The sequence below is a fragment of the Streptomyces sp. NPDC046860 genome (genome assembly GCF_040645115.1).
GTDB lineage: Bacteria > Actinomycetota > Actinomycetes > Streptomycetales > Streptomycetaceae > Streptomyces.
The window spans coordinates 40,306-66,349 of sequence record NZ_JBEYXQ010000002.1; the positions used below are offsets into that span (position 1 = coordinate 40,306).

The 26,044-nt window shown below is 73.6% G+C and carries 18 protein-coding genes; 15 read left to right on the top strand and 3 right to left on the bottom strand.

Going from position 1 to position 26,044, the window contains the following annotated elements; genetic code table 11:
• Positions 1 to 31 precede the first annotated feature (31 nt).
• The 7 genes from ABZ898_RS03625 to ABZ898_RS03655 are packed head-to-tail and all read left to right on the top strand — an operon-like array spanning position 32 to position 13,905.
• Positions 32 to 886 carry a DUF4132 domain-containing protein gene (locus ABZ898_RS03625; RefSeq protein WP_361652363.1) on the top strand — a complete coding sequence of 285 codons (855 nt, stop codon included), beginning with the start codon at positions 32 to 34 and terminating at the stop codon, positions 884 to 886.
• Positions 883 to 5,880: a hypothetical protein gene (locus ABZ898_RS03630; RefSeq protein WP_361652365.1), complete on the top strand. Its 4,998-nt coding sequence runs from the start codon at positions 883 to 885 to the stop codon at positions 5,878 to 5,880. The genes ABZ898_RS03625 and ABZ898_RS03630 overlap by 4 nt, the downstream gene beginning before the upstream one ends.
• A gap of 35 nt (positions 5,881 to 5,915) precedes the next feature.
• Positions 5,916 to 7,073 carry an AAA family ATPase gene (locus ABZ898_RS03635; protein WP_361652367.1) on the top strand — a complete coding sequence of 386 codons (1,158 nt, stop codon included), beginning with the start codon at positions 5,916 to 5,918 and terminating at the stop codon, positions 7,071 to 7,073.
• Between the two features lie 5 nt (positions 7,074 to 7,078).
• On the top strand, positions 7,079 to 10,543 hold the full coding sequence (locus ABZ898_RS03640) for a DUF5682 family protein (protein WP_361652369.1): 3,465 nt from the start codon (positions 7,079 to 7,081) through the stop codon (positions 10,541 to 10,543).
• Positions 10,540 to 12,255 carry a hypothetical protein gene (locus ABZ898_RS03645; RefSeq protein ID WP_361652371.1) on the top strand — a complete coding sequence of 572 codons (1,716 nt, stop codon included), beginning with the start codon at positions 10,540 to 10,542 and terminating at the stop codon, positions 12,253 to 12,255. The genes ABZ898_RS03640 and ABZ898_RS03645 overlap by 4 nt, the downstream gene beginning before the upstream one ends.
• Positions 12,256 to 12,298: 43 nt before the next feature.
• Positions 12,299 to 13,081 carry a class I SAM-dependent methyltransferase gene (locus ABZ898_RS03650; RefSeq protein ID WP_361652373.1) on the top strand — a complete coding sequence of 261 codons (783 nt, stop codon included), beginning with the start codon at positions 12,299 to 12,301 and terminating at the stop codon, positions 13,079 to 13,081.
• A 14-nt stretch (positions 13,082 to 13,095) separates the two neighbouring features.
• A complete protein-coding gene (locus ABZ898_RS03655) occupies positions 13,096 to 13,905 on the top strand; it encodes a M15 family metallopeptidase (protein ID WP_361652375.1) in 810 nt (269 codons plus the stop codon).
• A gap of 175 nt (positions 13,906 to 14,080) precedes the next feature.
• Here ABZ898_RS03655 and ABZ898_RS03660 read toward each other — a convergent pair whose 3' ends face one another.
• Positions 14,081 to 14,503, bottom strand: coding sequence for a secondary thiamine-phosphate synthase enzyme YjbQ (locus ABZ898_RS03660; RefSeq protein ID WP_361652377.1), 423 nt, complete (start codon positions 14,501 to 14,503; stop codon positions 14,081 to 14,083).
• A 123-nt stretch (positions 14,504 to 14,626) separates the two neighbouring features.
• Here ABZ898_RS03660 and ABZ898_RS03665 point away from each other — a divergent pair, with 123 nt between their 5' ends.
• The 5 genes from ABZ898_RS03665 (at position 14,627) to ABZ898_RS03685 (ending at position 18,691) form a co-directional block, all read left to right on the top strand.
• Entirely contained in the window at positions 14,627 to 14,710 is an 84-nt protein-coding gene (locus tag ABZ898_RS03665; protein WP_361653096.1) for a putative leader peptide, read from the top strand.
• Positions 14,711 to 14,852: 142 nt separating this feature from the next.
• Entirely contained in the window at positions 14,853 to 15,722 is an 870-nt protein-coding gene (locus ABZ898_RS03670; protein ID WP_361652379.1) for an ABC transporter permease, read from the top strand.
• Positions 15,695 to 16,468, top strand: a complete 774-nt coding sequence (locus ABZ898_RS03675) for an ABC transporter ATP-binding protein (RefSeq protein WP_361652381.1) — start codon at positions 15,695 to 15,697, stop codon at positions 16,466 to 16,468. Before ABZ898_RS03670 ends, ABZ898_RS03675 begins: the two co-directional genes overlap by 28 nt.
• A gap of 35 nt (positions 16,469 to 16,503) precedes the next feature.
• Positions 16,504 to 17,517: an ABC transporter substrate-binding protein gene (locus ABZ898_RS03680; protein WP_361653098.1), complete on the top strand. Its 1,014-nt coding sequence runs from the start codon at positions 16,504 to 16,506 to the stop codon at positions 17,515 to 17,517.
• Positions 17,518 to 17,533: 16 nt separating this feature from the next.
• Complete coding sequence (locus ABZ898_RS03685; RefSeq protein ID WP_361652383.1) at positions 17,534 to 18,691, top strand: LLM class flavin-dependent oxidoreductase; 1,158 nt, start codon at positions 17,534 to 17,536, stop codon at positions 18,689 to 18,691.
• 39 nt (positions 18,692 to 18,730) lie between these two features.
• On the opposite strand, the gene mltG is transcribed toward ABZ898_RS03685, so the two are convergent.
• Positions 18,731 to 19,615 carry an endolytic transglycosylase MltG gene (gene mltG / locus ABZ898_RS03690; RefSeq protein WP_361652385.1) on the bottom strand — a complete coding sequence of 295 codons (885 nt, stop codon included), beginning with the start codon at positions 19,613 to 19,615 and terminating at the stop codon, positions 18,731 to 18,733.
• A gap of 43 nt (positions 19,616 to 19,658) precedes the next feature.
• Positions 19,659 to 21,476, bottom strand: a complete 1,818-nt coding sequence (locus ABZ898_RS03695) for an ABC transporter ATP-binding protein (RefSeq protein WP_361652387.1) — start codon at positions 21,474 to 21,476, stop codon at positions 19,659 to 19,661.
• A gap of 141 nt (positions 21,477 to 21,617) precedes the next feature.
• Between ABZ898_RS03695 and ABZ898_RS03700 the strand changes: the two genes are divergently transcribed.
• From ABZ898_RS03700 to ABZ898_RS03710, 3 genes are all read left to right on the top strand, one after another.
• Positions 21,618 to 22,064 (top strand): MarR family transcriptional regulator, encoded by a 447-nt coding sequence (locus ABZ898_RS03700; protein ID WP_361652389.1) that lies wholly within the window; start codon positions 21,618 to 21,620, stop codon positions 22,062 to 22,064.
• 160 nt (positions 22,065 to 22,224) lie between these two features.
• A complete protein-coding gene (locus tag ABZ898_RS03705) occupies positions 22,225 to 24,084 on the top strand; it encodes an ABC transporter ATP-binding protein (protein ID WP_361652391.1) in 1,860 nt (619 codons plus the stop codon).
• Complete coding sequence (locus ABZ898_RS03710; RefSeq protein WP_361652393.1) at positions 24,081 to 25,862, top strand: ABC transporter ATP-binding protein; 1,782 nt, start codon at positions 24,081 to 24,083, stop codon at positions 25,860 to 25,862. The genes ABZ898_RS03705 and ABZ898_RS03710 overlap by 4 nt, the downstream gene beginning before the upstream one ends.
• The last annotated feature ends 182 nt before the right edge of the window (positions 25,863 to 26,044 follow it).

Genomic DNA, 26,044 nt, shown 5'->3' on the forward strand with positions numbered 1-26,044 from the left:
ACTTGATCGTTTCGGGTACGGGGAGACACACATGGGGTGGGTTCCGGCGGGCGACTACGAGGTCGCCCTGGAGGACGGGAAGGTGGTCTGCCGCAACGCGGCCGGACGGCTGCTGAAGTCGGTGCCGCCGAAGATCGCCGACGAACCGGCGGTCGTGGGTCTGCGGCAGCTCACCGAGTGGCTGGAGCGGCACGAGCGGGAGGCGCTCGCCGCCGTGGAGCGGTGGATGGTCGGCTCGCTGCCCGTACCGCTCGCCGTCGTCGCCCGCGTGTGGCCCGACCCGGCGTGGCGGGCCGCGCTCGGCGACCTGGTGGTCACGGGTGAGGACGGCCGCGTCGCCGGTTTCCTGCGGGACGCCGACCCCGAGCGGGGTCTCGGCCTGGTCGACCTGGACGGCGACACCGTCCGCATCTCCCCCGCCCTGGTCCGTATCCCGCACCCCGTCCTCCTCGCCGACCTGGAGGAGCTGCGGGAGTTCGCCGTCGAGCTGGGTGTGGAGCAGCGTGCCCAGCAGCTCTTCCGCGAGGTGTTCCCGCGCCCGGCCACCGTGTCCGCCGACGCGAAGGAGGTCGACGACTACGCAGGCGGCTCGTTCAAGGAGCTGCGTTTCCTGCACGGCCGCGCCACCCAGCTCGGCTACCGCGTCCGCGGCGGCAACGCCGTCTGCTCCGTGCTGGAGGACGGCCGGGGCGTGGAGGCCCGCGTCTGGATCGGTGACTACGACGGCTACGAGGAGACCGAGACCGGCCCGCTGACCTGGACCGATTCCGCCGGCCGGCCGCTGAGGCCCGCTCAGGTGGGACCGGTGGCCTGGTCGGAGGGCATCCGCATGGCCGCCGCGCTGTACGCAGGCCGCGACATCGAGGACGAGGAGCGGGCGGCATGACGGACATCACCGCGTACGACGAGGCGACCCTGACCGTCCTGCTGGAGGCGGGCGCGGTCCTGCCTCCGGGCAGCACCGGCCGCGAGGACGCCGACACCCTGACGGTGCGGACCTACTCCCATCCCGCGCTGGAGGACCGCCCGATAGTGCGCCTGGTCCCGGGCATGCTGGGCGAGGCCGAGGACCTGGCGCTGGAGTTCCTCGGGCTCACCCCCGCCGAGGAGGCGTTCGAGGCCGGCCAGGTGCGCCGGGAGACGCTGGGCTTCCCCGCCTGGGCGCTGGTGCACGACCCGGCCAACGGCCACCACGCGCTCGCGCTGGTCAAGGACGTCGAGCGGCTCGCGCGGCAGGCCAAGACCCGCCCCGGTAGCGCCAAGGAGGGCTTCGAGGCGCTCGGCACCCGGCTCGGCCGGGCGGTGCCGCACTTCCTGCCGACGTTCTACGAGCAGGCCGCGCGGATCTTCCTCCAGCACGAGAACACCACGTACGCGGCCGCCTTCTTCGGCAAGGCCCGCGAGGCAGAGCGGGTGCACGCCCTCGCGGTGGACGAGGAGCGCCGCCGCGCGGTGTTCCTGGAGTTCGCCTTCGCCGGTGCGCTGACCGTGAAGGCGCTCAAGGAGCATGTGAAGGATCTCGGCCGCCGGCTCGACCCGGCGGCCGCCTGGGCGCAGTTCCGGCAGCTCACGGTGGAGCGGTGCGCGGCCGGGATGCCGCCGTACGCCTCGCTGCCGCAGGACGCGCGCGGGCTGATCAAGGCGGCCGGGCTGGACCGGGAGGCCGAGGAGCGCGCGCTCGCCGCCGACCTGATCGCCTCTCCGGCCGCCGTGCGGGCACCCGCGTCGTTCTGGACCGCCTACCGCCCGGCGCTGCGCGCGCTCGCCGAGGAGCGGCCCGAGGTGCGGGCGCGGCTGCTGGAGATCATGCCGAGCGGCATCGGGCGGACGGTCGAGGACGACGAGTCCTGGCTCGCGCTGCTCGCGGAGTCGGGCGCCGACCGGCTGCTGACGGACGCCGAGGCGGCGGCCGAGCACGGCGTCGACCCCGCCGAGTGGCTGAGCCGCTGGGCGCTGTTCCGCAAGCACGGCGGCACGATGTCGCTGCGCTCCCCGGCGACTCTGGCGCTCGTCGCCCGGATGGCGCCGGTGCTGCGGGCGGCCGGGCGCCCGGTGGACCTGTTCACCGGCCGCTGGCACGCGGGCGCCGACCTCGACCTGCTCGACCTGTGCGTGGCCGAGGACGTCCCGCTCACCGTGCCGGGCGCCGATGTCACCGTGCACCTGATGCTGTACCCGTGGCTGCACGACGACCGGGCCGGCCGCCGTGACCTGGCCGCCGTGGCCGCCGACCGGAGACTGCGCCGGATGCTGCACCAGGCGGTGGAGCAGACCGGGGAGCATCGCCAGGCGCCCGACGTGCTGGCCCGGATCGCCGCGCACCCGGTGCTGTCCGAGGTGCTGCGGGAGTGGCTGGAGGAGACGGCCGCCGAGTTCACCGGCGCGGCCGGGCTGCCCGGCGCCCAGGAGTCGCTGTCCCGGCTGCGGCGCTTCCACCGGGTCGCCCCCGGTACCGGGCCGGACGCGGTGGCCCGGGTCGCCGCCCACCCGGTGCGGACGCTGCTCGCGCGGACCCTGCGCGCGGGCGTCCTCGACGAACTCGGCTGGCCCGCGCTGGAAGAGGCGCTGGACGTGCTGGGCGCCGAGCCGCAGCGCAAGAACGCCGACAACTCCCTGTCCGTGCACGAGGCGTGGCCCGCGCTCGTCCTGTGCCGGGGGACGAAGGCGGTCGTCGTCGGGCCGGAGCGGGTGCTCCTCGACCACGATCTGCGGCTGCCGCACGACCTGGACCGCTGGCAGCGCCCCCGGTTCCGGTACGTGGACGGCGAGTTGCTGGTCATCTGGTGGCACAAGAGCAAGCAGTACGCCTACTGGTCGGCGCGCCCCCAGGAGGTGTTCCAGCCCGGCGGCGAACGCACCCCGGCCTGGTGGTCCGGCAACGACACGGTCGTCGCCTCCCTGCCCCTGCCCGGCGGGGGCCGGGCCACCGGCGGGCGCACCCTGCACGCGGGTGACACCGAACTCCCCGCCACACGCCCCGTCCTCGGTGACGGCACCGCCTACTGGCGGCAGGGCCGGCACGGCAGGCGGACGGTGTGGCTGGAGTACGACCCCGCCACGGGCACCCACGGCCGCGCCTCGCTTCCCGCGCTGCTCGCGTCGGGCGTCCGCGAGGGGACCGAGCTGCTGCCGGGCGAGTGCGAGGTGCTCCCGCTTCTGCCGGGCCTGGAGGCGAGCCCGTTCGGTACCGACGGCACGGTGCTGGGCCGCTGGGTGCGCGCCGAGCGCGAGGGCTCCGGGGACCTGCGGACGGCCGGCACGCCGGACGGCCGCACGGTGTCCCTCCCCGTCGCGGCCGACGGCCGGGAGAACCGCGTGCCGCTGGGTGCGCTGCGGCTCCCCGGTGGTGCGGAGCCGGTCGTCGGACGGCACCCCCGCGGGCTGGGACTGTTCACCCGGGGCGACGCCCCCGGCGGCGGTCAGCTCGGCCGGGTGACGCCCAACGGGCAGGGCGGGGAGTTCGCCGCGGGCACCCGCCTGGTGCCCCCGCTGCCCTTCTGGCACGCGCTACGCCCCCGCGACGAGGCGGGTTCGGCGGTCCTGCGCGCCGTCACCGACGCGCGGGCGGCCGAGCTGATGCGCGACGTGGCCGAGGCGCTCGCCGAGCGGCAGGCCGCTCTGGTCCGCGCCGGGGAGGACGAGGCGGCCAAGGCAGCGCTCCGGCCCGCCGAGGAGATCAGCGTGGACGTCGTACGCCGGACGCTGCCGGGTATCACCGACCCCCGGCTGTTGCTCGGGGTGGCGTCGCTGGTGCGCTCGGCCGTGCGGCTGGCCGACTCGGCCGCCGCCTTCGTGACCCCGCCGAAGGCTCCAAAGGCCCGTCCGCTCGCCCGGACCGAGGGCATGTTCGCCGACTTCAGCCCCGAGCACGGAGACGACCGCAGCCTGCGGGAAGCCCTGTCCGGGTTCGACGGGATCAACGGCTGGTGGCACTCCGGCCGGACGGTGCTGCGTCAGATGCGCGCGGTGAACCATGTGCTGTCCGGCAAGCCGGCCGACGGCAAGCCGCTGACGGACGCGAAGCGCCTGGGCGCCCTGCGGGACGACTGGCTGAGCGAGGAGTTCACGGTCCCGGACTCCGGCAGCGGCTGGCCCGGCATGCTCCCCCACCTGCGGGCGCTGGCCCTGCGGGCCGCGTCCCCGGCCCTGCCGGACACCCGGCGCGAGCCGCTGCTGCTGATGTTCGAGGCGCTGTCCGAGGGCCCGCTCCTCACGACGGAGGGCACGCTGCGCATGGTGGTCCTCGGCGAGCCGCGCGGCATCGACGGGCGGGCCGGCCAGGTCCTGCGCCGCGGTGGCCGCACGGTGGTGATCCTCGGTTCGCAGAACGTCGACTACCGCCGCGACCAGATCAACTGGCTGGCCCTGGACCACGATCCGGACGGGACGTTCGGCGCGGTCGCCCACTTCACCACCGAACGCGAGGACCGGTACGCCCCGGAGATCTCCGCCTCCGACCTGGCCGCCGTGGCGCGCCTCGCGCGGGACAAGGGCGCGGCCGGCTGGCGGCCCGAGGCCGTCGCGGAGCTTCAGGCGGCCACCGGCGGCGGGCTGGGCCCGACGCAGGCCGCCGCCCTGCTCGCCGGACTGCCGGACGAACCGGGCGCGGAGGGACTCGCCCTGATGGACCTGAAGGTCCGTCAGTACGAGTTCGGCGTCCGCCGCGTCCAGGCGCTGGGCATGCGGGAGCGGACCGCCCTCCTGGGCTCGCTGCTCCCGCGGGACCCCGCCGGCCTGTGGCTCTCCGGTCCGGACACCGCGGCGGCGGGCCGGTTGTGGACCGAGCGGCTGGGCTCGCTGGTGCGCGTACCGGAGGACATCGCCGCGGAGCTGACCGGCCTGGGCGCCACGCACGCCGAGGACGTGCTCAACCCGGACCGCACGCCGTGGCTGAGCCGCACCACGCGCCTGGTCACCGGCAAGGACGGCGACCTGGTGCCGGAGGACCCTGCGGCCCTCCCGTCGGGCAACGCCGTGCAGGGGTGCGTCACCGCGCTCGTCGCGCTCGCGTACACCCTGCCCGTCGGCCACCCCCTGCGCGCCGCCCTGCCGTCCGGTCTGGCCGCCCTGCGCCGCCGGATGTCCGACCCCGAGCTGATGCTCGACCTGGGCGTGGGGCGGACCGAGAAGAACACCTCCACGGCGGCCGAGCTGCGCAAGACGTACGGGCTGCCGCCGGCCGGCGGACAGGACACCCAGGGCCTGACCCGGATCGGCGAGGCGCTGGTGCTGCGGCCCTGGTACTACGGCTCGGAGGCGGTCCTGGTGCGTCCGGCGGCGCTGTCCGGGCCCGGCGATCCCGTGTTCGGACTGCTGGAGGGGCTGACCGGTCCGGACGGAACCGACGGACCGCGCGCGCTGGCACTGGTCCTGGGGACGGAGCTGGACGCCGTCGTGGCGGCCGGTGCGGGCACCTTCGAGGGGTACGCGCAGAATCCGGCCCTCAGCGTGCCGGAGCTGGTCACCGAGGTCGCCGGGGCGCATGGCCTGGGCGAGGACGCGGCCGCGCTCTACCTGCAGTTGCTGGCGCTGCCCGACCCGACGGACCGCAACATCGTGCGCTGGAACGGCTGGAAGCCGGCGCGGGCGAAGAAGGCCCGCGCGGAGCTGGCCGCGACGGCGCTGGTCGTGGAGGCCAAGCGGCCGCGCGCCGGACGCTCCCTCTTCCTGCCGTGCGGCTGGCGTGACCTGAGGTCGCCCGCGCTGCCGGTGGAGACATGGAAGGAGGGCCTGTACCCGGTCCCGGGCCACCGCGGGGCGCTGCCCCTGCAGCCGGTGCCGGAGCTGTTCGCCCGCGCCTGGGCCCGCGTCGGCGCGGGTGACGCCCCGGCGTACGAGGAGCTGACCACCCGCGCGGTGCGCAAGGGGCGCCGCCGATGACCACCGATCGCAGCCGTGTGAAGGAAACCCTCCCGATGAGCACCGCCCCCACCCGTCAGATCGTCCCGGCGGAGGACCTGTTCGCCGCCGAACTGGCCTTCCTCGCCGCGTACGACACCGGGCCGCGCCCGCCCGCGTGGCGGCTCACCCCGCGCGCCGTGGTCACGTTCGTCATGGGCAGCGACGGCCGCGCGCTGGCCCTCCCCGAGGACGCGGAGGTGCCCGAGGGGGTGCCGCGCAGGCTGGAGATAGCGGGCAAGTTCGTCGGGGAGCGGGCGCTGGTGGAGCGGTGCGTGGTCACGCTCGCCGGTGAGCGGGGACTGCTGCTCGTGGGCGAGCCGGGTACGGCCAAGTCGATGCTGTCCGAGCTGCTGTCGGCCGCCGTGTGCGGGACCAGCGGACTGGTGGTGCAGGGGACGGCGGGCACGACCGAGGACCAGCTCAAGTACGGCTGGAACTACGCCCTGCTGCTCGCGCAGGGACCCAGCACGAAGGCGCTGGTGCCGTCGCCGGTGCTCACCGCGATGACGCGCGGCGCGATCGCGCGGGTCGAGGAGGTCACGCGCTGCCTTCCCGAGGTGCAGGACGCCCTGGTGTCGCTGCTGTCCGAGCGGCGCGTCGCGGTCCCCGAACTGGCGGGCGGCGAGGACGCCCTGGCGCACGCCGCTCCGGGGTTCAACCTCATCGCCACCGCCAACCTGAGGGACCGGGGCGTCTCGGAGATGTCGGCCGCGCTCAAGCGCCGTTTCAACTTCGAGACGGTCGGCCCCATCACCGACATCGACGCCGAGACCGCCCTGGTGCGCACGCAGGCGAAGGCGTCGGTGGAGCGGGCCGGGGCGGCCTTCCAGGTCGACGACTCCGTGCTGGAGGCGCTGGTGACGGCGTTCCGGGACCTGCGCGAGGGGCGCTCGGCGGAGGGCTGGGAGGTGGAGCGGCCGTCCACGGTGATGAGCACGGCGGAGGCCGTGTCCGTCGCGGGCGCGCTGGGCCTGGCTTCCGCCTACTTCCCCGGCGACCGTGACGTGCTCGGGCTGCTGCCGGGCCACATGCTCGGCGTGGTGCGCAAGGACGACCCCGCCGACGCGGCCCGGCTGCGCGGGTACTGGGACGGGCCCGTGCGCCGCCGCGCCGAGCAGGGCTCCGCCACCTGGCGCACCCTGTGGGACCTGCGCACGGTGCTGGAGGGCTGAACGTCGTGTCCTCCGCATCCCCCGAGGCCGCGCTCGCGGCCCTCACCGGCCCGGCGGCGCCCTTCCTGATCGGCGTACGGCATCACGCGCCGTCCCTGGCATGGGCGGTGCCGGCGCTGCTGGACGCCGCGCGGCCGGACGTGCTGCTGGTGGAGCTGCCCGCCGAGTTCCAGGAGTGGCTGCCCTGGCTCGCCCATGAGGACACGGTGGCGCCGGTGGCCCTGGCGGCGGCGCCCGGGGCCGGGGGCGCGGGGCCGGCGTTCTACCCGTTCGCGGACTTCTCGCCGGAGCTGGCGGCGGTCCGGTGGGCGGCGCGGCACTCCGTACCCGTGGTCGCGTGCGATCTGCCGCTCGCGGACCGGGGCTGGGAGGAATCCGCCGTCGCGTCCGAGCCCCCGGCCCCCGGAGTCGCCACCGCGCTGCGCGCCCGGCTCACCGGCCGCCGGGACGACGACCTCTGGGACCGCCTGGTCGAGACCACCGCCCCCGGCTCCACGCCGGAGGCGGTGCGGCGGGCCGCGCTGCTCACGGGCTGGGCCCTGCGGCAGGACGCGGCGGCCTCGGGCGGGGTGCCGGAGACGGACCTGCGGCGGGAGCACCGGATGCGGTCCTGCCTGGCCGCCGCCACGGCGGACGGAGAGCGCGCCGCCGTGGTGGTGGGCGCCTTCCACGCCCCCGCCCTGCTGTCGGGGACCACCGGACCGGTCGCGGCACCGCCCGCCACCCCTTGGACGACGTCGCTGATCCCCTACGCCTACGCCCTGCTGGACTCCCGCTCCGGTTACCCGGCCGGCATCCGCGACCCCGAGTGGCAGCACCTGGCGCTCGACGCGGCGGGCGATCCCGGCGCGATGGAGGAGGCGCTGACGGGCGCGGCGGTACGGATCTGTGCCGAGCTGCGGTCGCTCGGGCATCCCTCCGGGCCCGCCGACGCGCGGGAGATCGTCCGGCTCGCCGGTGATCTGGCCCGGCTGCGCGGGCTGCCCGCGGCGGGGCGCGGCGAACTGGTGGAGGCCGTGCAGACGGTGCTCACGCAGGGCGAGCCGTACGGACGCGGGCGGGCCGTGGCCCGTGCCATGGAGGCGGTACTCGTCGGCGGGCGTGCCGGACGGCCCGCGCCGGAGGCGCCCCGCAGCGGGCTGGCTCCGGCGGTCGAGGCCGAGCTGGCGGAACTGGGCCTGCCCGGCCCGGCGGACTCCGGGCGCGGCCCGGCGCGCGATCTGCGGCTGAACCCTTTGCGCTCGGAGCTGGACCGGCGCCGCGAACTGCTGCTGCGGCGCCTGTCGGTGTGCGGTGTGCCCTACGCGGAGGCGAAGGAGGTCAGCGGTGCGGGCGGCACCGAGGCACTGACCTCGCGCTGGGAGGTGCGCTGGACTCCGGCCACGGCCGCGATGCTGACGGCCGCCGGTGTCCGGGGCGTGACCCCGGCCCAGGCGGCCGAGGGCGTGCTGCGCGAACGGCTGCGCGCGGAGCGCGCCGAGGGCGGTCCCACGGCGGCGCAGACGCTGCGGGGCCTGGACGAGGCGGCTGACTGCGGGCTGCCCGCGCTGGTCGGTGAACGTCTGGCGGAGACGGCATCCGTGCTCCCCGACACCGCCACGCTGCCCGAACTCCTCGTCGGTCTGGCCCTGTTGGACCGGCTGCGCGCCGGGCACGCGACGGGGCTGGACGCGTCGGGGGACCGTACGGCCCGTGCGGAGGCCGTGGCCGGGCTGCTGACCACGGCCGCCGTACGCCAGGTGGACGGCCTCACCGGTTCCGAGGACCCGGCCGACGCCCGCGCTCTGCTCGAACTGGCCCACCGGGCCGACCTGTTCGGCGGCATCCGGCTCACCGACGCGCTCGCCCGGCTGGCCGCGGACGGTTCCCCGCTGATGCGGGGCGCCGCGGGTGCCGTACGCGTGCTGCTGGGGCACGAGGAGCCGGCCGCGCTCGGGCGCCGGGTGGCGTCCTGGGTGGACGGCGCCGTGGACGCCGGTTCCCGCGCGGCGTTGACCGCGCGGCTGGCCGGACTGCTCACCGCGGCGGGACAGTTGCTGGAGTCGGCGCCGCCCGCACTGGAACCGCTGCTGGGCCGGGTGTCGGAGCTGTCCGACCAGGATTTCGTGGAGCGGCTGCCCGCCCTGCGCGGCGGCTTCGACACAATGAGCCCCGCGGCCCGTGAGCGTCTGCTGTCCACCGTGGAGGAGCGTCTGGGCGAGCGTCACCTCGCCGGGACGGGCGCCGTCGATCCGGCGGCCCTGGCCGCGTGGACCGTGGCGGACCTCGCGGCCCGCGACATGCTCGCGGCGCTGGGCCTGCTGCCCCCGCCCCGCCCCACCGGGGCCGCACCCGACACCGCGCAGCCCGCCCCCGCGAACGGCGACCGGCTGACCCCGGCCGACCGCTGGCGTCTGGTCCTGGGCCGCCGTACCGACCGGCTCCCCGCCTCCGCCCGCCCGCTGGCCACCGCGCTGGACGAGCTGTACGGCAGCGGCCGGGGCGAGGGCAGCCGGGGCGACCTCGGCGGGCAGGGACCGGGCGGCCGCGAGCCGTCGTACCCCGGCGCGCGGGAGTGGTCCGAGGAACTGGCGGCGCTGTTCGGGCCCGGCGTGCGCGAGGAGGTGCTGGCCGCGGCCGCCGACGCGGGCCGGACGGACGTGCTGACGGAGCTGGACGCGGAGTCCGCGCGCCCGTCCGTCGATCTGCTGCGCGCGGTGCTGCGGCACGCGGGCGGGCTGCCGGAGGCACGGATCGCGGCGCTGCGGCCGCTGGTCCGGCGGCTGGTCGACGCCCTGACCCGGCAGTTGGCGACCAGGCTGCGGCCCGCGCTGCACGGCGCGTCGCTGCCCCGTCCGAGTTCCCGGCCGGGCGGCGGGCTGGATCTGCCGCGCACCCTGCGGGCCAATCTGGCCACCGCCCGCCGCACCCCGGACGGAGCGGTCCAGGTGATCCCGGAGCGTCCCGTGTTCCGCACGCGCGCCCGGCGGGCCGCCGACTGGCGGCTGATCCTGGTGACCGACGTGTCGGGCTCGATGGAGGCGTCCACCGTCTGGGCGGCGCTCACGGCCTCGGTCCTGGCCGGGGTGCCGACGCTGTCGACGCACTTCCTCGCGTTCTCCACCGAGGTGATCGACCTGAGCGACCATGTCGCCGATCCGCTGTCCCTGCTGCTGGAGGTCAGCGTCGGCGGCGGTACGCACATCGCGGCCGGACTGCGGCACGCGCGCGAGCTGGTCACCGTGCCCTCGCGGACCCTCGTGGTGGTGATCAGCGACTTCGAGGAGGGCTGGCCGGTGGGCGGACTGCTGGCGGAGGTCCGCCAACTGGTCGGGGCCGGCTGCCATGTGCTGGGCTGCGCGAGTCTCGACGACGCGGGCCGCCCGCGCTACTCCACCGGTGTGGCCGGCCTCCTCGTCTCGGCGGGCATGCCGGTCGCCGCCCTCAGCCCGCTCGAACTCGCCCGCTGGATCGGGGAGAAGATCGCATGAGTCTCCAGCTCCCGCCCGTCGCACCGGCCGTGACGGCCGAACTCGTCGCCGCGCTCTCGCCCCGGCTCCGCAAACGGCTGGACGCGGGCATCGCCAAGCTGGCGGACCGCCCGGTGACCCGTGACGGCACGACCGTACGCGTCGCCGTGGACGACGCCACGCAGGTCGAACTCCGCGCCCCCGAGGGCACGGTGACCCACGCGGACGCCGTCGTCTGCGGCTGCCTGCTGGCCCCGGCGTGCCTGCACCGCGCGGCCGTCGCCTCGGCGGCGCCGATCGCGGAGGCGGACGCCGAGGTTTGCGCACCCGAGGCCGACGCGGAGCCCCGTACGGAGACGGAGCACGCGACGCCCGAGCAGAGCGCCGCGGCCCAGGCCGTGCGGACCGCCGCGGCGGCCGTGCTCGACGCCGGTACGGACGGCTGCGGCGCCGTGCTCCAGGCGGAGTTGCTGCGCGCGGCCCACAGCGCACGGATCGCGGGTCTCCCCCGGCTCGCGGCCTCGGCCGTCTCGGTGGTGACCGCCGTGCGCGCGGCCCGCTCCGCCGACCCGGCGTACCGCCTGGCCGACTTGGTGGCCACCCTCGGCGACACCCTCGCCGTGGCCCACCGCCTGCCAAAGGCGCGGGACGCGGAGCTGGCCGAACTGCGCGGCAGCGCCCGCCAGTCGTACCGTCCGGACGGCTCGCTGCGCCTGTACGGCCTCTTCTCCGAGCCGGTGCTGACGGCGAGCGGCTACGCGGGCGCCGTCACCTGGACCGCCGATGCCGAGGGCCGCCTGTACCAGGTGTCGGACGTGGCTCCGGGCGGCCCCGGCCGGGCGGTGGGCGCGGCGGACAGGACAGTACGTGTCGGCGACACGGCACTGACCCACCGCGAGCTGTCGCGGGCGGGCCTGGCCATGTCGGGTGCCACGGTCTCGGCGTCCGGCCGGCTGGGCGCTGGGGCGGGGGTACGGGCGGTGCGCGCGTCCGGGGCGGGGTGGCGCGCGGAGCCCGTGGACCGGCTCTGGTCGGTGCCCGTCGCCGACCAGGTGTCGCGCGCGCTGGCGGGCGGCTCCGACCTGCTGTTCCTGGAGGTGACGGTGGCGGGTACGGTCCGCGAGGCGGCGGGCGACTGCCTGCTGGTGGAGTACGAGGGCGGCGGCGTCCGGCTGACCTCGGCGCACGACGACCCGGCACTCCCCCACCGGGACAACCTGCGCCTGCTGGCCGCCGCCCGGGGCATACCGCTGCGGGTCGTGGCCCGTCTCACCCCGGCGCCGCACGCCAGGGCGGCGCTGCTGGCGACCGAGCACCCGAGCATCGCGGGCACCCGCGTCGACCTCGGACTGGACCGCCTTCAGCGCGCGGACCTGCCCGCCGCCCCGGGCGTCCCCGGCACCCCGCTGTCGCCGGAGGAGGCTCCGGTGCACCTGCTGCGGCGCCGGGTGCACCAGGCGGCCGCGGGCGGCAGGCGCACGCTCGCCTTCCCCGGCGGCACCGGCACCGACCTCGACAGGCTGAGCGCCCACGGCCTCGGGACGGCCGCCGATCTCCTCGCGGAACTGCACGCCTCGGCGGCGGAGCGCTCCCGCGACGTCTTCGGCCGTCTCCTGCCGGCCGACACCGGCCGTTTCGCCCGGACCTGGCTGGCGGCGACCCGCTACACGGCGGAACTGGACCGTGCCCTGTGCGCGGCCGCGTGGGGCGCGGTGAGCCGCCCGGCGGGATAAATGCGTCGACAACGCCTCACCGTCACCGGCAAAGTGGCCGCCCGTGACGAGCAGCGAGCTGTGGACCCGTGCCAGTGCCGAACGCTACGACGCCGAGGAGACCGAGATGTCCTCGGCGGCGGTGCTCGGCCCCACGGTGGACTTCCTGGCCGCACTGGCGGGTGAGGGGCGGGCGCTGGAGTTCGCCGTCGGCACCGGCCGGGTGGCCGTTCCGCTGCGGGAGCGGGGTGTGCCGGTGGCGGGCATCGAGTTCTCGGAGCACATGGCGGCGGTGCTGCGCAAGAAGGTGGACGAGGAGACGCTCCCGGTCACGCTGGGAGACATGGCCACGACCCGCGTCCCGGGCGAGTTCACCCTGGTCTACCTCGTCTACAACACGATCTCGAACCTGCTCACGCAGGACGAACAGGTGGAGTGCTTCCGCAACGCCGCCCGGCATCTGGCGCCGGGCGGCCGCTTCGTCATCGAACTGAACGTACCTCCGCTGCGCCTGCTGCCGCCGACGCAGTCGGCGGTGCCGTTCGACGTGTCGGCGGGCCACATCGGCTTCGACACCTTCGACCTGACGGCGCAGGTCCTGGTCTCGCACCACCTCACCCGGGACGGCGAGGACGGCCGCTACCGCCGCTCGGCCTCCCGGCACCGCTACGCGTGGCCCGCCGAACTGGACCTGATGGCCCGCATCGCAGGTCTCGACCTTGAGCGCCGCGTGGCCGACTGGAGCGGGGCGCCCTTCACGGACACCTCGGCCAAGCACATCTCGGTCTGGCGCAAGCCGCGCCGACCCGGGGACCCGGGGGACTTCCCGGCGGCGGCCCGCACCTGATAGACGCAGGAGGCATGACACGACTCTCCCGTGCCGCACGCGGTGTCGTCACCGCCGTCGCCGCCCTGCTGACCGTGACCGCCGCGTCCACCACGGCCCGCGCCACGCCCGAGGAGAGGGCCCCCAAGGACTTCGTGGCCCTCAGCACGGTGGACCCCACCATCATCCAGGAGATGCGCTACTTCACCCCGCACAACTTCGTCGGCGAGCGCGTCGACGGCTACCGGCAGCCCCTGTGCATCCTCACCCGCCCCGCCGCCGAGGCGCTGCACCGCGCCCAGCGCCGGCTGCTGGGCCAGGGATACAGCCTGAAGGTGTACGACTGCTACCGGCCGCAGCGCGCCGTCGACCACTTCGTCCGCTGGGCCGAGGACCTCGACGACGAGGCCATGAAGGCCGAGTTCTACCCGAAGGTCGACAAGACCCGGCTCTTCGCCGACGGCTACATCGCGGAGAAGTCCGGCCACAGCAGGGGTTCGACGATGGACCTGACGATCGTCCGGCTCCCGGCGAGGCCGACCCGCCCGTACGTCCCCGGTCAGCCCCTCGTCCCCTGCTATGCGCCCAAAGCACAGCGTTTCCCAGACAACTCCGTGGACATGGGCACCGGCTTCGACTGCTTCGACCCCCTGGCCCACACCCTGGACCCCCGCGTCCAGGGCCGTCAGCACGCCAACCGCCTGCTGCTCAAGTCCACCCTGGAGAACCTGGGCTTCGTCAACCTCGCCGAGGAGTGGTGGCACTACACGTACAAGCCGGAGCCGTACCCGGACACGTACTTCGACTTCCCGGTCGCCTGGAAGTCGCTCACGGCCAAGCACTGACGGTGTCCGTGGATGTGATCGCCTGATGTTTCCGTCGCTCCGCGTTCGGGGACCCAGTACCTGATCGCCTCGCACATCACGTGGTGCGGTCGGCGGACTCTCCTCGGCGAGTGGCATACAGCGGGACTTGGCCATGGATCGGCCGAGGGCAAGACCGCGATCCCGGTCCCCCGGGTCACCCCAGGAAACTCAACCGCACCTGACGGTTCGGGTTGTCGACGTTCGTGTCCACCAGGCAGACCGACTGCCACGTGCCCAGTTCCAGACGGCCGTCGATCACCGGCAGGGTCGCGTGGGGTGGGACGATCGCCGGGAGGACGTGGTCGCGGCCGTGGCCGGGGCTGCCGTGGTGGTGCTGCCAGCGGTCGTCGGCCGGGAGCAGGGTGTGCAGGGCGGTGAGCAGGTCGTCGTCGCTTCCGGCACCGGTCTCGATGACGGCGACACCGCAGGTCGCGTGGGGCACGAAGATGTTGAGGAGGCCGTCGCGGCCCGCCGCGACCTCGCCGAGGAAGTGTTCGCACTCCTGGGTGAGGTCCACGACCCGCTCACGGGAACCGGTGGCGACCTCGAGTACGCGTGTGGTGAAGGCATCCGACATGCCTCCATCCTCACCCGGACGCCGCGCTTCACGCCCCCCGGCATGACCGTTCCCCGATACGTGCAGTCCAATGGACGAGACACCCGTTGACCCGCGCATGCCCACCTGGCTACCTTCACCGGCATGTCGCGTTCAGCCCTGCTCACCACGCGCGGTCACATCGACCTGCTGCGGGTGGCCTCCGCCGCGTGTCGCCCCGGCTGCTGACGCCTTTCCCCCGTTTCACCCGGCCCTCGCTTCGGGCTGTCTCGCGTTCCCGTGCACCCCGCATGCCCCTGCGCTGATCCAGGGGGCACCGTGGTGGCTGACGGGCGCACCCTCTTCCCGCTCTCCACCCTGTGGAGCACCCATGAGCCTCAGCCATGCCCCACCCCACCCTTCCGAGGCCCCGCCCGTCGGCCCGGAACCCACCTCCCCCGCCCTGCAACGCCTGCTTCCCGCGTCCTCCCGGCGCACCCGGCTCCCCCGCTGGCTGCGCCGCACCACCGGCCCGCTGGTCCTTCTCGCCCTGTGGCAGATCCTCAGCGCGACAGGCGTCCTGACACCCGACGTACTCGCCTCACCCGGCCGCATCGCCCAGGTCGCCGCCGATCTGACGGCCGACGGTTCGCTGCCCTCCGCCATGGGCGTCTCGCTGCGGCGCGTCGCCGCCGGGCTGGTGCTGGGGACCCTGACCGGCACCGGACTCGCCCTGGTATCAGGGCTGTTCCGCGTCGGAGAGGACGTGGTCGACGCCCCGCTGCAGATGCTGCGGACGGTGCCGTTCGTGGGCCTCATCCCGCTGTTCATCATCTGGTTCGGCATCGGCGAGGCGCCAAAGATCGCCATCATCACCCTGGGAGTGACGTTCCCGCTCTATCTCAACGTCTACGCCGGCATCCGCGGTGTCGACTCCCAACTCATCGAGGCCGGTGAGTCCTTGGGGCTCTCACGCTGGGGTCTCGTGCGCCACGTGGTGCTGCCGGGCGCCGCGCCGGGTGCGCTGACCGGCCTGCGTTACTCCCTCGGCATCGCCTGGCTCGCCCTCGTCTTCGCCGAGCAGATCAACGCCGACTCCGGCATCGGCTTCCTGATGGTCCAGGCACGTGACTTCCTGCGTACCGACGTGATCGTGGTCTGCCTGATCGTCTACGCCTTCCTCGGCCTCCTCGCCGATTTCATCGTCCGCTCCCTCGAAAGGCTGTTGCTGCGATGGCGACCGACGTTCACGGGCCGGTGAGCCCGGCGGCCACCGAAGCCGCCCAGGCCGTCCAGGCCGTCCATGTCGTCCATGTCGAAGGGCTGACACGCGCCTTCGACGGCCGTCCCGTCATCGACGATCTGCGTCTCGACCTGGCGCCGGGCGAGTTCGTCGCCCTCCTCGGCCTCAGCGGTTGCGGCAAGTCGACGTTGCTCCGGGTTCTGGCCGGGCTCGACCGGGACATCGACGGAACCGTACTGGTGCCGCGCCGTCGCGCGGTCGCCTTCCAGGCACCCCGGCTCATGCCGTGGAAGAGGGTGTGGCGCAACGTGTTGCTGGGTCTGCCCGGCAAGCCGGAACGGGCCTCGGCGGAAGCGGCGTTGGAGGAGGTCGGGCTCGGTCACCGGGTGACCGCCTGGCCCAGGACGCTCTCCGGCGGCGAGGCCCAGCGCGTCTCCCTCGCCCGCGCCCTGGTCCGCGAACCCGATCTCCTGCTGCTCGACGAGCCGTTCGGCGCGCTCGACGCGCTGACCCGCATCAACGCCCAGCGTCTGGTGGCCGAGTTGTGGCAGCGCCGGGGCTGCGCGGTGCTGCTGGTCACGCACGACGTGGAAGAGGCCGTACTGCTCGCGGACCGCGTCCTGGTGATGGACGGCGGCCGTATCGCGCACGAGCAGCGCATCGCACTGGACCGGCCGCGTGAACTCACCGACCCCCGCTTCGCCGAGATCCGCGCGGATCTGCTGGCGCGTCTCGGTGTCGCGCCCGCGACCGAAGCGGCCTGAGCCTCCCCTCCCCTCGCACCATGAACGGAACCTTCATGCGCCGACTCCTGGTCCCCGCAGCGCTGCTGCTTCCCCTCACCCTCCTGCTCACCTCCTGCGGAGGGGAGTCCGCCGCCGACACGGGCGGGCGGATCGACGGCTCGGGTGCCGTCACCCTCTCCGTCGGCGACCAGAAGGGCGGCTCCGAGGCCGTCCTGCGGGCCGCCGGGGAGCTGAAGAACCTGGACTACCGGATCAGGTGGTCGACCTTCACCTCCGGACCGCCCCTGCTGGAGGCCGTCAACGCCAAGGCCGTGGACGTCGGCGGCGTCGGCAACACCCCTCCCGTCTTCGCCGCGGGCGCCGGCTCCAGGATCGCGGTGGTGGCCGCCTGGCACGGCACGTCCCGGGGCGACGCCATCCTCGTCCGCGACGGGTCCGAACTGAGCCGCCCGGAGCAGCTCAGGGGCAAGTCCGTGGCCGTGGCCCAGGGCTCCTCCGCCCACTACCAACTGGTCGCCTCCCTCGAGAAGGCCGGGCTCCGCCTGAAGGACGTCAAGGTCAAGTACCTCCAGCCGGCCGACGCCCTCGCCGCGTTCAACTCCGGCAAGGTCGACGCCTGGGCGGTCTGGGACCCGTACACCTCGCAGATCCTGCGAAGCAAGCAGGGCCGGATCCTCACCACCGGCGACGGTGTCACCAACGGGCTGACCTTCCAGGTCGCCTCGCCCTCCGCTTTGGGGAATCCCAAGAAGGCCGCCGCCATCAAGGACTACCTCGCCCGGCTGCGGCGCGCTCAGGACTGGGTGCACGGGCATCAGGAGGCGTGGGCCAAGGTGTGGGCGAAGGACACCGGACTGCCCTACGACGTGGCGCTGGACTCTGTACGCCGCAGCAACTCCACCCGTGTCTCCGTCGCCGTGGACAAGCCGCTCGTGGCATCCGAGCAGAAGATCGCCGACGCCTTCACCGAACTGAACCTCATCCCGAAGAAGGTCGACTTCGACGACTTCGTCGACCCCCGTTTCAACGGCGACCTGCCGCCCTCGACCACTGCCGCCAAGCACTGACAACGGAGGCTCCTTTATGACCGTACGACTGCACTGGTTCCTGCCGACCGGCGGCGACGGCCGCACCCTGGTCGACCGGCACGCCTACGGCTCCAACATCGGCCGCGAGACCCGTGGCCTGCGCACCCCCGACATCGAGTACCTGGCGCAGATAGCCAAGGCCGCCGAGCAGCTGGGCTTCGAGGCGGTGCTGACCCCGACCGGCACCTGGTGCGAGGACGCCTGGCTGACCACGGTGGCGCTCGCACAGCACACCGAGCGCCTGAAGTTCCTGGTGGCCTTCCGTCCCGGACTGCTCTCGCCCACCCTGGCCGCCCAGATGGCGGCGACCTACCAGCGTCTGACCCGCGGACGGCTGCTGCTCAACGTCGTCACCGGCGGCGACTCCTCGGAACAGCGCCGCTTCGGCGATTACCTCGACCACGACCGCCGCTACGAGCGCACCGACGAGTTCCTGTCCGTCGTGCGCGGCGTCTGGCGGGGCGAGCCGTACGACTTCCACGGCGCCCACTACGACGTGGACGGCGGCCTCACCTCCCTGCCTCCGGACCCCGTGCCGGAAGTGTTCTTCGGCGGTTCCTCACCGGCCGCGGGACCGGTCGCCGCGCGCCATGCCGATGTGTACCTGACCTGGGGCGAGCCTCCGGCCCAGGTGAAGGAGAAGATCGACTGGATCCGCTCGCTGGCCGAGCGGGAGGGACGCACGGTGCGGTTCGGCATCCGGCTGCACACCATCTCCCGCGACTCCTCCGCCGACGCGTGGTCGACCGCGAACCGCCTGCTGGACGACCTGGACGCCGACACCGTCGCGGCCGCCCAGGCGGCCCTGGGACGCAGCGAGTCGGTCGGCCAGCGGCGGATGCTGGACCTGCACGGCGGCTCCCGGGACCGTCTGGAGATCCACCCCAACCTCTGGGCGGGCGTCGGCCTGGTCCGTGGCGGCGCGGGCACCGCGCTGGTCGGCAGCCACAGCGAGGTCGCGGACCTGATCGAGGAGTATCACGCCCTCGGCGTCGAACACTTCGTGCTCTCCGGATATCCGCATCTGGAGGAGGCGTACTGGTTCGGCGAGGGCGTGATACCCGAACTGGCCGGTCGCGGGCTGCTGACCGCCGACACGGCGTCCCGCGCCACCGGGCGGCCCGCCCCGATCCTGACCGCCGGCGGCCGCTGAACCGGGAGCCCGCCCCTCACCGGCGGCCGCCCCACCGGCTCACCGGGGCGGCTGCGTGAGGGGGCTCCCGGACGGGCTCACGGAGGGCTTGCCCGACCGCGCGACGGTCTTCTGGTAGGCGTTGAAGTCGGCCACGTTCCGCAGGTGCCGGGTGTAGTCGGCGGTGAAGCGGGTGTCGCCCGGCTTGACGGTGACGAAGTACAGCCAGTCCCCCTTCGGCGGATTGGTGACGGCCCGCATCGCGTCCTCGCCGGGGTTGTCGATCGGCGTGGGCGGAAGCCCCATGCGCTGGTAGGAGTTGTACGGGCTCTCGATCCGGGTGTCGTCGATGCTGGTGTGGATGGTGTTGCGCTTCATGGCGTAGTTGAGGGTGGAGTCCATCTGGAGGGGCATCCCGCGTTCCAGCCGGTTGAAGACGACACGGGCTACCTTCCCCATGTCGCTCTTCGTGGCGGCCTCGGCCTGGACGATGCTGGCGACGGTCACCGCCTCGTAGACGTTCATCGCGTTGCGCTGCGCTCCCGCCGCGACCGGTGCGCCGTCGAACCTCTGGTTGGCCGTCTCCACCATGTGCCGGAGCAGCGACTCCGCGGTGATGCCGTCGGTGAGCGTGTAGGTCGCCGGGAAGAGGTAGCCCTCCGGGTTCCCCTCGGCGGCGGACGTCAGCTTCAGGCCCGCCTTGTCGACGGCCTTGCGGGCGCTGCCGGGCGGCAGCGCGAGTGCCTTGTCGACCGCCTCGTAGATCTGGCTCGCGCGCCAGCCCTCCGGGATGACCAGGGTGGCGGGCTCGTCGTCCTCCAGCGCCGCCAGGGTCAGCGGCACCACCACGGCGGTGCCGGCCAGAACGGCGCCGACTCCGACGAGGACGAGCCTGCCCCGGCGCGTCAGTCGCATCATGCTCCGTGACGGAGTCTTCGTCTGCATGCGGGCACGGTAGTATGCATACGACCGTAAACCCGACATATCTTCAGCTTGTCGGGCCTTGATCGCCCGTCATGCCCGCCTGCCGACCGGCGGGTTCGAGCTGAGCGTCCCGGCGCACCAGGGCCGCATAACGGCCGTCGAGCTCCAGCAGCTCGTCGTGCGTGCCCAGTTCGGCCACCCGGCCGGAATCGAGGACGGCTATCTGGTCGGCGTCCCGGACGGTCGAGAGCCGGTGGGCGATGGTGATGGTCGTCCGGTCGGCGGACAGCGCGTCGATAGCGTCCTGGACGGCCGCCTCGGTACGGGTGTCGAGTGCGCTGGTCGCCTCGTCGAGGATGAGGACGGGCGGGTCGCGCAGGATCGTGCGGGCGATGGCCAGGCGCTGCTTCTCCCCGCCGGAGAAACGGTGCCCGCGCTCACCGACGATCGTGTCGTAGCCGTCCGGCAGCGCGGTGATGTGGTCGTGGATCTGGGCGGCGCGAGCGGCCGTGCGCACTTCGTCGTCGGTGGCGTCGGGCTTGGCGAAGCGGAGGTTGTCGGCGACGGAGGCGTGGAAGAGGTACGTCTCCTGCGCGACGACGCCGACGGCCCGGGCGAGGGTGTCGAAGTCCAGGTCTCGGACGTCCACGCCGTCCACGGTGACGCGGCCCCCGGTGACGTCGTAGAGCCGGGGCACCAGGCAGCCGAACGTCGACTTGCCGGCGCCGGTGGGGCCCACCACGGCGAGGCTGCCTCCGGCGGGCACCGTGAGGTCGATCCCGTCGAGGACGGGGCCGCTCTTGTCGTCGTACCGGAACTCGACCCCCTCGAAGCGGACTTCGCCCTTGATCTCGTCGAGGTGGACGGGGTCCACGCGTTCGGTGATGTCGACGGGCAGGTCGAGGTACTCGAAGATGCGCTGGAAGAGCGCGAGGGACGTCTGGATCTGGACGCCGGTCGACAGCAGGCTCACGGCGGGCCGGAACAGGCCCTGCTGGAGCGAGACGAAGGCGACGAGTGTCCCCAGCGAGACTTCGGGACCGCCGAACTGGAGGGCCAGCCCCGCGGCCCAGTAGATGAACGCGGGCATCGCCGCCATCACGATCGTGATCACCGCCATGCGCCACCGGCCCGCCATGCTGGCCCGCACTTCGAGGTCGACCAGGCGCTCGGACTCCTCGGCGAAGCCGGCGGTCAGCGAGTCGGAACGGCCCATGGTCCGGCCGAGCAGGATGCCGCTGACGGACAGCGACTCGGTGACGGTGGCGGCCATGACGGCCATCTGTTTCTGGCGCCGGGTGGTGATCTTCTTGCGTTCGTCACCTACGCGGCGGCTGATCCAGACGAACACCGGGAGCAGGAGCAGCGAGACGATCGTGAGCCGCCAGTCGAGGGCGATCATGGCCACGATCGTGGCGACCACGCTGGTCGTGTTGGAGACCAGGGAGGTGGCGGTGGAGGTGACGGTGGCCTGCATCCCGCCGATGTCGTTGGCGATGCGGGACTGCACCTCGCCGGTGCGGGTGCGGGTGAAGAAGGCGAGGGACATCTGCTGGAGGCGGCCGTAGACCGCGGTGCGGAGGTCGTGCATGACGCGCTGGCCGACGGTGGTCGAGATCAGCGTCTGGAGCACCCCGAAGACGCTGGCGAGGACCGCGCTCAGGATCATGCCGAGCGCGAGCAGGCTCAGCAGTCCGGTGCGCCCCTGCGGGATGGCGACGTCGAGGATCTCCCGGAGGAGGAAGGGTGTGGCCACCGAGACCAGCGAGGAGGCGCCGACCAGCAGGCCGACGACCGCGAGGCGGCCGCGGTAGGGACGGAAGAGCCTGAGGATGCGACGCACCTGCCGGGGCTGCTCCTCGGCACCCTGCGGGGGTGGCATCAAGATCGTTTCTCGTTCGGAACTCAAAGGACTCCTACGGATGCGGGAAGGGCCGGCCCGAGGCGGGCCGACTCCAGATCACTGATCATAGCTCACTGTTACCTATACTCACAATGAACATGGTCCTGATATTGTTCCCGCATGACGACCCCAGATCCCGAGGGTGTGCTCGCCGAGCAGTTGCTGCGCCTGACCCGCCGGGTGCACCGCATCCAGAAGCGCCACCTCGAATGGCGCGATCTGGGGGTCACTCCCGCCCAGTCCCGGCTGCTGCGCACCCTCGCGCACTACGACTCTCCCCCGCGCATGGCCGACCTGGCCGAGCGCCTGGAGGTGGTGCCGCGCGCGGTGACGACCCTGGTCGACGGGCTCGAGGCGCACGGCAAGGTGCGGCGGGTGCCGGACCCGTCCAACCGGCGGGTCACCCGGATCGAGCTGACGGACGAGGGCCGCGCCACCCTGGGCGAACTGCGCGGAGCGCGCCGTTCCGCCGCCGAGGAGATCCTGGCCCCGCTGACGGAGAAGGAGCGGGAGGTGCTCGGCGTCCTGCTCGACACCCTGGTCGACGGCGACATCGCGCAGCGGTGAATCCACCCCGAGACCGGTGACCGAAACCCGGTGATTGTCGTGCGACACCGGGAAAACCGTTTGAAATTCACCTCCCCGCAAGGCGAACCTTTCACGGCTTGCCGCCACCTCCGGGTGTCGCGGCAGCCTGCCCTTCCCTGACACGAGCCACTGGGACGCCATGCAGATCCAAGACCTTCCCTACTCAGATCCAGGCGTACCGGACGCGCGTTCCGGCCCCCGCTTGCTGTGGTGGCTCGGGCGCAACCAGCTGGACGGACAGATCAAGGCGCTGCTGTGGGGCCTCCTGCACTTCGTCTCCGTCTGCGCGCTGCCGTTCTGTGTCGGCTTCGCCGTGCAGGCGGCCGTCGACCGCTCCGCCTCGCGCCTCACCCTGACGGGCGGCCTGATGCTGGTGTGCGGGGTGAGCGTCGCTCTGGGCGACACCTTCCTGCACCGAGCCGCCGTCACCAACTGGATCACGGCGGCCGCCCGGCTCCAGCAACTGCTGGCCCGCAAGGCCGCCTGCCTGGGCTCGGCGCTCACCCGGCGGGTCGCGGCGGGCGAGGTCGTCACCGTCTCGACCGGTGACGTCGAGAAGATCGGGTGGTTCGTCGAGGCGGTGTCCCGCTTCACCGCGGCCGCGTTGACGGTCGTCGTGGTCTGTGTGGCGCTCGTGGTCTACCAGCCCGCTCTCGGCCTGGTGATCGCCGTGGGGATGCCGCTCATCGCGCTGGCGGTGCTCCCCCTCCTGCCGCGGGCCACGAGCCGTGCCGACGTCCAGCGAGAGAAGGCCGGCCGCGCCACCGAACTGGCCTCGGACACCGTGGCCGGACTCCGGGTGCTGCGGGGCATCGGCGGCGAGGAACTGTTCCTCGACCGCTACCGCCGTGCCTCGCAGGAGGTACGCCACGCGGCCGTGCGCAGCGCCCGCATGTGGTCGGCCATCTCCGCTCTTCAAGTTCTGCTGCCCGGTGTGCTGCTCATCGTGGTCGTCCTGCGCGGTGTGCAGCTGGCCCGCGAGGGCCGGATCACGGTCGGGGAACTCGTCACCGTCTACAGCGCCGTCATGGTCGTCAACTATCCGCTGCGGCACTTCGTCGAGATCGCCATGGCGTACTCCTTCTCGCGTCCGTCGTCGCAGCGGGCCGCGCGGGTGCTGTCGCTGGAACGCCCCACGGACACCGAGGGCTCGCGCACGACCGGGGTCCCGGAGGGCGATCTGTTCGACCCCGACACCGGTCTGCTCGCCCCCGCCCGGAGGTTCACCGCGGTGGTGTGCGGCGATCCGGACATGGCGGGCCGGCTCGCGGATCGTTTGGGCGGGCATCCCGCCGAGCCCGGCCTGTCGGTACTGCTCGGCGGAGTTCCGCTGGACGAGCTTCCGCTCGACCACGCCCGCACCGCCGTACTGGTCCAGGACAAGGACCCGGTCCTGCTGTCCGGCACCCTGCGCGAGCTGCTCGCCGTGCCCGCCTCCGGCGCCGTCCGCGCCGAGGACGCCCTGGCGGCCGCCCAGTGCGCGGACGTCCTCGACTCGCTGGCGCAGGGATCGCTGGACGCGTCCGACCCGATGGACGCGCAGATCACCGAACGCGGACGCTCCCTGTCCGGCGGCCAGCGGCAGCGTCTCGCGCTCGCCCGCTCCCTCGTCACCGACCCGGAGGTGCTGGTGCTGGACGAGCCGACCTCCGCCGTGGACTCGCACACCGAGGCGAGGATCGCGGACGGACTGCGCCGCCTGCGTTCGGGCCGGACGACCGTGGTGCTCACCTCCTCCCCGCTGCTCCTGGACCGCGCGGACGAGGTCGTCTTCCTCCATGAGGGCGAGGTCGCGGCGACCGGGACGCACCGCGAGCTGATCGGCACCGACCCCGGATACCGCGCCGTCGTGACGCGCGAGACCGATGACGAGCACGGGAAACCGGCCGACGCTGACAGCACCCCGTCCGCGTCGGCGCAGGAACCACCCCGCGTCCAGGACGGAGCAGCTCTCCTGTGCGCTCTTGAGCCGCTCGAGGAAATCGAGGAAAGCGCATGATCGGCGTAGCACCTCCGGCCTACGACCCGGCGGCCCCGACGACCGCCACCACCCTGCCCGTCGGCGCGTCGGCGACCGTGCGCGACTACGTGAAGGAGCTCTTCCGCCGCCACCGTCGAGCCTTCCTCCTGCTCATCACCGTCAACACGGTCGCGGTCGTCGCCTCCATGGTGGGCCCGTACCTGCTCGGCGGCCTGGTCGAACGCGTAGCCGAACGGGAGCAGAACCTCCGGCTGGGCCTGACCGTGGGACTCTTTGTCCTCGCACTCGTCGTGCAGGCGCTCTTCACCCTGCAAGTACGCCTTCGCGGCGCGATGCTGGGCGAGCGGATGCTGGCCGACCTGCGCGAGGACTTCCTCGTCCGCTCGGTGCGGCTGCCGCCGGGCGTACTGGAACGGGCCGGCACAGGGGACCTGCTCTCCCGCATCACCACCGACATCGACCGGCTGTCCAACGCCATGCGGGAAGCCGTCCCCGAGCTGGCCATCGGGATCGTGTGGGCGCTGCTGCTGCTCGGCGGGCTCGTCGCGACGGCCCCGCCGCTCGCGGCAGCGGTCCTGCTCGCCGTGCCGGTGCTGGTGGCCGGATGCCGCTGGTACTTCAAGCGCGCCCCTTCCGGCTACCGCTCGGAGTCGGCCGGGTACGCGGCCGTCGCCGCCTCGCTCGCGGAGACCGTGGACGCCGGACGCACCATCGAGGCCCACCGCCTCGGCGCCCGCCGCGTCGCCCTCTCGGACGAGCGGATCGCCCAGTGGACGGCGTGGGAGAGGTACACGCTGTGGCTGCGGTCGGTGCTGTTCCCCGTGATCAACGCTGTCCACATCATCGTGCTGGGCTCCGTCCTCATGGTCGGCGGCGTCTTCGTCCTGCGGGGCTGGATGGACGTCGGACAGCTCACCACGGGCGCGCTGATCGCCCAGATGCTGGTCGACCCGGTCAACCTGATCCTGCGCTGGTACGACGAGGTGCAGGTCGCCCAGGTGTCGCTGGCCCGGCTCGTGGGCGTGCGCGACATCGAGCCGGACGCGGGTGACGCGTCGCTGGTGCCGGACGGACGGCACGTGCACGCGGACCGGGTGCACTTCGCCTACCTCGAAGGCGTCGACGTGCTGCGCGCGGTGTCCCTGCGGGTCGCACCCGGCACCCGGCTCGCGCTGGTCGGCCCTTCGGGCGCGGGCAAGTCCACGCTCGGCAGGCTGCTGGCCGGTGTCTACGCGCCCCGGGACGGCCAGGTCACCCTGGGCGGCGCGGAGCTGTCCGGGATGCCGGCCGAACGCGTCCGCTCGCACGTGGCCCTCGTCAACCAGGAGCATCACGTCTTCGTCGGCTCGCTGCGGGACAACCTCCTGCTGGCCCGTACCGAGGCCCGGGACCCCGAGTTGTGGGCGGCCCTCGGAGCGGTCGACGCGGATGCCTGGGCACGGGCGCTGGACTCCGGGCTCGACACCGAGGTCGGTTCCGGGGGTCTGCCGCTGACCCCGGCGCAGGCCCAGCAGATCGCGCTGGCCCGGCTGGTACTGGCCGACCCGCACACGCTGGTGCTGGACGAGGCGACCTCGCTGCTCGATCCGCGCGCCGCCCGCCACCTGGAGCGTTCGCTGTCCCGCGTCCTGGACGGACGCACGGTGGTGGCCATCGCCCACCGGCTGCACACGGCTCACGACGCCGATGTGATCGCGGTGGTCGAGGACGGCCGGATCAGCGAGCTGGGCAGCCATGACGAGCTGGTCGCGGCGGACGGAGCCTACGCGGCGCTCTGGCGGTCGTGGCACGGGTGAGAAGCGGTGCGCCCGGGCAGGCTGCGGCGCGGTACGAGGCCGGCTGAGGCAGTCTGGCGGGCCGGTGCACGGCCGTCCCGCCCGCGCCGCACACCGTTGCCGTTGCGAGGTCCCGAACCGGGGTGGAAGGCTGGATGGAGGCACAGGACCCGGATTCCGGGGGACGTTTCCCCGGCCGCTGG

Bases quoted from the DNA above. Each gene is read 5' to 3' on its own strand.
- ABZ898_RS03625 (WP_361652363.1), top strand. From the start codon at position 32: ATGGGGTGGGTTCCGGCGGGCGACTACGAGGTCGCCCTGGAGGACGGG.
- ABZ898_RS03630 (WP_361652365.1), top strand. From the start codon at position 883: ATGACGGACATCACCGCGTACGACGAGGCGACCCTGACCGTCCTGCTG.
- ABZ898_RS03635 (WP_361652367.1), top strand. From the start codon at position 5,916: ATGAGCACCGCCCCCACCCGTCAGATCGTCCCGGCGGAGGACCTGTTC.
- ABZ898_RS03645 (WP_361652371.1), top strand. From the start codon at position 10,540: ATGAGTCTCCAGCTCCCGCCCGTCGCACCGGCCGTGACGGCCGAACTC.
- ABZ898_RS03655 (WP_361652375.1), top strand. From the start codon at position 13,096: ATGACACGACTCTCCCGTGCCGCACGCGGTGTCGTCACCGCCGTCGCC.
- ABZ898_RS03660 (WP_361652377.1), bottom strand. From the start codon at position 14,503: ATGTCGGATGCCTTCACCACACGCGTACTCGAGGTCGCCACCGGTTCC.
- ABZ898_RS03665 (WP_361653096.1), top strand. From the start codon at position 14,627: ATGTCGCGTTCAGCCCTGCTCACCACGCGCGGTCACATCGACCTGCTG.
- ABZ898_RS03670 (WP_361652379.1), top strand. From the start codon at position 14,853: ATGAGCCTCAGCCATGCCCCACCCCACCCTTCCGAGGCCCCGCCCGTC.
- ABZ898_RS03675 (WP_361652381.1), top strand. From the start codon at position 15,695: ATGGCGACCGACGTTCACGGGCCGGTGAGCCCGGCGGCCACCGAAGCC.
- ABZ898_RS03680 (WP_361653098.1), top strand. From the start codon at position 16,504: ATGCGCCGACTCCTGGTCCCCGCAGCGCTGCTGCTTCCCCTCACCCTC.
- ABZ898_RS03685 (WP_361652383.1), top strand. From the start codon at position 17,534: ATGACCGTACGACTGCACTGGTTCCTGCCGACCGGCGGCGACGGCCGC.
- mltG (WP_361652385.1), bottom strand. From the start codon at position 19,615: ATGCAGACGAAGACTCCGTCACGGAGCATGATGCGACTGACGCGCCGG.
- ABZ898_RS03695 (WP_361652387.1), bottom strand. From the start codon at position 21,476: ATGCCACCCCCGCAGGGTGCCGAGGAGCAGCCCCGGCAGGTGCGTCGC.
- ABZ898_RS03700 (WP_361652389.1), top strand. From the start codon at position 21,618: ATGACGACCCCAGATCCCGAGGGTGTGCTCGCCGAGCAGTTGCTGCGC.
- ABZ898_RS03705 (WP_361652391.1), top strand. From the start codon at position 22,225: ATGCAGATCCAAGACCTTCCCTACTCAGATCCAGGCGTACCGGACGCG.
- ABZ898_RS03710 (WP_361652393.1), top strand. From the start codon at position 24,081: ATGATCGGCGTAGCACCTCCGGCCTACGACCCGGCGGCCCCGACGACC.